Annotated in this window: 3 protein-coding genes; 2 read left to right on the top strand and 1 reads right to left on the bottom strand. The window is 52.3% G+C overall.

Annotated elements, in window-relative coordinates; genetic code table 11:
• Nucleotides 1–69 precede the first annotated feature (69 nt).
• Complete coding sequence (locus AC2VLY_RS07145; protein ID WP_486892569.1) at nt 70–795, bottom strand: MBL fold metallo-hydrolase; 726 nt, start codon at nt 793–795, stop codon at nt 70–72.
• A gap of 256 nt (nt 796–1,051) precedes the next feature.
• Here AC2VLY_RS07145 and AC2VLY_RS07140 point away from each other — a divergent pair, with 256 nt between their 5' ends.
• Nucleotides 1,052–2,383, top strand: a complete 1,332-nt coding sequence (locus tag AC2VLY_RS07140) for a sigma-54 interaction domain-containing protein (protein WP_486892568.1) — start codon at nt 1,052–1,054, stop codon at nt 2,381–2,383.
• Nucleotides 2,370–3,053, top strand: a complete 684-nt coding sequence (locus AC2VLY_RS07135) for an alpha/beta hydrolase (protein WP_486892567.1) — start codon at nt 2,370–2,372, stop codon at nt 3,051–3,053. The genes AC2VLY_RS07140 and AC2VLY_RS07135 overlap by 14 nt, the downstream gene beginning before the upstream one ends.
• The last annotated feature ends 52 nt before the right edge of the window (nt 3,054–3,105 follow it).

The raw sequence follows: 3,105 nt of genomic DNA, 5'->3' as shown, positions 1-3,105 counted from the left end.
GTCAGCGCAAACTGCAGACGCGACAGCTCGACCACTGTGGGATTGATTAACATATCCATGAACATCCTCCTACAAAGAAACCGGATTGCTTCGCTCCGGCGTGTAACGGTGCACCTCTTCATCAGGTGATCCGGGTTTTTTTACTGCGTTACTGTTTTTGCTGGTGCTATTGATGAACAGGCGGGAGTACTTTTGAAAAATTTCCCGATGTCCATTCTGGTTATGGAACCAGTTGTCTTTGCGGCGGACTTCTTCGATGCTGGTCAGGCGTCGTCCCTTGGTTTCGAGACCTGGGTAGATCAGGGTTTCCCCTGGAAATGTCATTAACCGTTGGGTAATGCTTTGATATAAAATTCGCGCATTATCGCTGCTGGGGCAAGGCAGGGTGCTGTTGACCAATAAGGTTTTTCCAGTAAACAGGCGATCTCCCCAAAAATAAGTCAGTGCGCAGGGACTTTGTCCGGGAGTATGTAAAACCTGCAGGCTTTCTTCTCCAAAATAAAGGTGATCGCCATGGCGCAAACGCAGATCAATCTGACTGTGGGTATTGCTTTCATGGGCCAGCACCCGCGCTCCGGTAGCCGTTTTCAGGTACTCTGCGATCCGCATCTGTTCGGCATCATGGTGGGTCTGCAATATGTATTTAAGAATTAGCCCCCGCTCCTGAACAAAGAGTTCGAGATTTTCCATCAGCGCAGGTACGGGATCGATAATGACGGCTTCTCGGGTAACAGGATCACCCAGTAAATAACTGAGTTCGCCTTTCGGGGAATGACACAATTGTCTGAATATCATCTTCGTCACCGTTGTTTGCTGCCGGACAGCAGAGCATCAGCAAACTCTGTGCCATTTTCAGGATTTTGTATGTTGATATCTTTTTTATAAAAAACATCATAAATTCATTGTGTTATTCATTATTCTGTAATTACAGTTAATTTTATAGATACGTCAGTCCAATAAGCTTGCCCCGGTAAGCTGTCAAAAATGGCATGGACGATCTGGCAGAGACTGCTACAATCGTCAGTGCTCAGGTAGCGTAGTGGGGGGATTCGTGACCGATTTACTGAAGCAATTACGACCGGAAATGACTTCACTACTGGACTGCTTTAGTACGCCAGCAGTGCTTTTGTGCGGGGACTACACAGTCTTGGCCGCCAATCAGGCCTACCGGCGAGCTTTCGGAGATGGCAAACCGCTCCAGGGTCGGCGTTGCGCGGAAATCCTCGCTGAAGCCGGTTTTTCCTGCCAGCAAAGTGGCAACCACTGTCCTCTGGATACCTGCCAGCAATCAGGGCTGGATCAACATGTAATTCATACCCATGCCTCGGGAAATACCCAGATTGATTTGTACCCCATTCGTAATGAGCGCGCCGAAGTTGTTTATTTTCTCGAACTGCTGAATGTGACCCCCGCAGACGCAACGCATGCGACACCGGCTATGGTCGGCCAATCGGAGGCCTGGCGAGAGGTGGTGCGCCTGATTCGACGGGTAGCTCCCGGCGATGCTGCAGTCCTCTTGCTGGGCGAATCCGGAACTGGCAAGGAACTGGCTGCAGCGGCGGTACACCAGGCCAGTCATCTCAGTCACGGACCCTTCATCACCGTCGATTGCTCCGGTTTGCCGGAAACGCTTTTTGAAAGTGAATTGTTTGGTCATGAAAAAGGCGCATTTACGGGTGCCTATTCCCGAAAAACCGGTTTGGTGGAAGCGGCCAATGGGGGGACTTTGTTTCTGGATGAAGTGGGCGACATTCCCCTTAACCTGCAGGTGAAATTGTTGCGGCTTCTGGAAACCGGCACGTTTCGCAGGGTAGGGGGGGGTGAACCGATTCGTTCCCGGTTTCGACTGATTTCAGCAACGCACCGTCATCTGGAAAAAATGGTCGCAGAGGAGCGTTTCCGTCAGGATCTTTATTATCGCATCAACACGTTCCCCATTGCTTTACCGGCGTTGCGGGATCGTCTGGATGATATTCCCTTGCTGGCTGCAGCCATTTTGCAGCGCATCCCGGCAGCCAAGGGGCTGCAACTGCACGCTGATACCCTACAGTTGCTGGGTCAATACACTTTTCCGGGCAACATCCGCGAGTTGCGCAACATTCTTGAACGCGCGGCGCTGATGGCCGATGAACATTGGATACTCCCCCAGCATCTGCCCCTGGCCCTGCAAGAGCAAGGCACGCCGCCCAAACAGGATAATCATGCCAAAATTTCCGGCGTGGATGCCATTGTTCCCTTGGCTGATCTGGAGGCCCAGTATTTACGATGGGCGCGGAGTGCTTTTGGCGGGGATCGACGCAGTCTGGCCGCCCGGCTGGGTGTCAGTGAGCGCACCCTTTATCGTAAGCTGGATGCCTTGAAGGAAGCACATGGTCTTGAATGAAAATATCTGGCCCGAAGGCTTGTGGATCCGAGCCGCAGCGCAGCAAGAGGCCCCCTGCATTATGTTGATGCATGGCCTGGGCGCATCCAAAGAAGACCTTGCCCCTCTCGCAGACTTTGTGGATCCGGAAAAACAGTTTCGCTGGGTTCTCCCTGACGCACCAGTACGTCCGGTCACCCTCAATGGCGGGCGGCCAATGCGGGCCTGGTATGATATTTATGGGCTGGGTCGGGATTCTGGCGAAGATGCAGCAGGTATGGAGCAAATGGCGACTCGCCTCACTGCACTGATGGATCATGAGCAGCAGAAAGCGGGTAACCAACCCTTGATACTGGGTGGGTTTTCCCAGGGCGGGGCGATGGCGCTTTATTTGGCGTTTCATTACGCTTGCCAGGCGGCAGCTGTGCTGGCTTTCAGCGCCTATTTACCGCTTCGCCAGACGCTTCCTCAGGCCGCTCAGGCGACTCCGATTTTCTGGGGGCATGGTCGTTCCGATGTCGTTCTGCCTCTGGAATATATGGAAATTGCCCGCGACATCATGGAATCCCTGGGGTACGCTCTCAGTACCCATATATATTCCATGGATCATAGCATTTGTGCGGAAGAGCTCGTGGACGCACGGAAGTTTTTGGACAGCATGGTCATGCAAGGAAATTTGAAAAAATCATGAATACCCTCTGGATTGAGCAGTTTGTACATATACTCGCGGTGATTGTCTGGAT

It is taken from the genome of Acidithiobacillus sp. TH-A36, assembly GCF_057473445.1.
Note: the sequence above shows the minus strand (reverse complement) of the source record. Positions and strands in the feature narration are given on the sequence as shown.

Bases quoted from the DNA above. Each gene is read 5' to 3' on its own strand.
- AC2VLY_RS07135 (WP_486892567.1), top strand. From the start codon at position 2,370: ATGGTCTTGAATGAAAATATCTGGCCCGAAGGCTTGTGGATCCGAGCC.
- AC2VLY_RS07145 (WP_486892569.1), bottom strand. From the start codon at position 795: ATGATATTCAGACAATTGTGTCATTCCCCGAAAGGCGAACTCAGTTAT.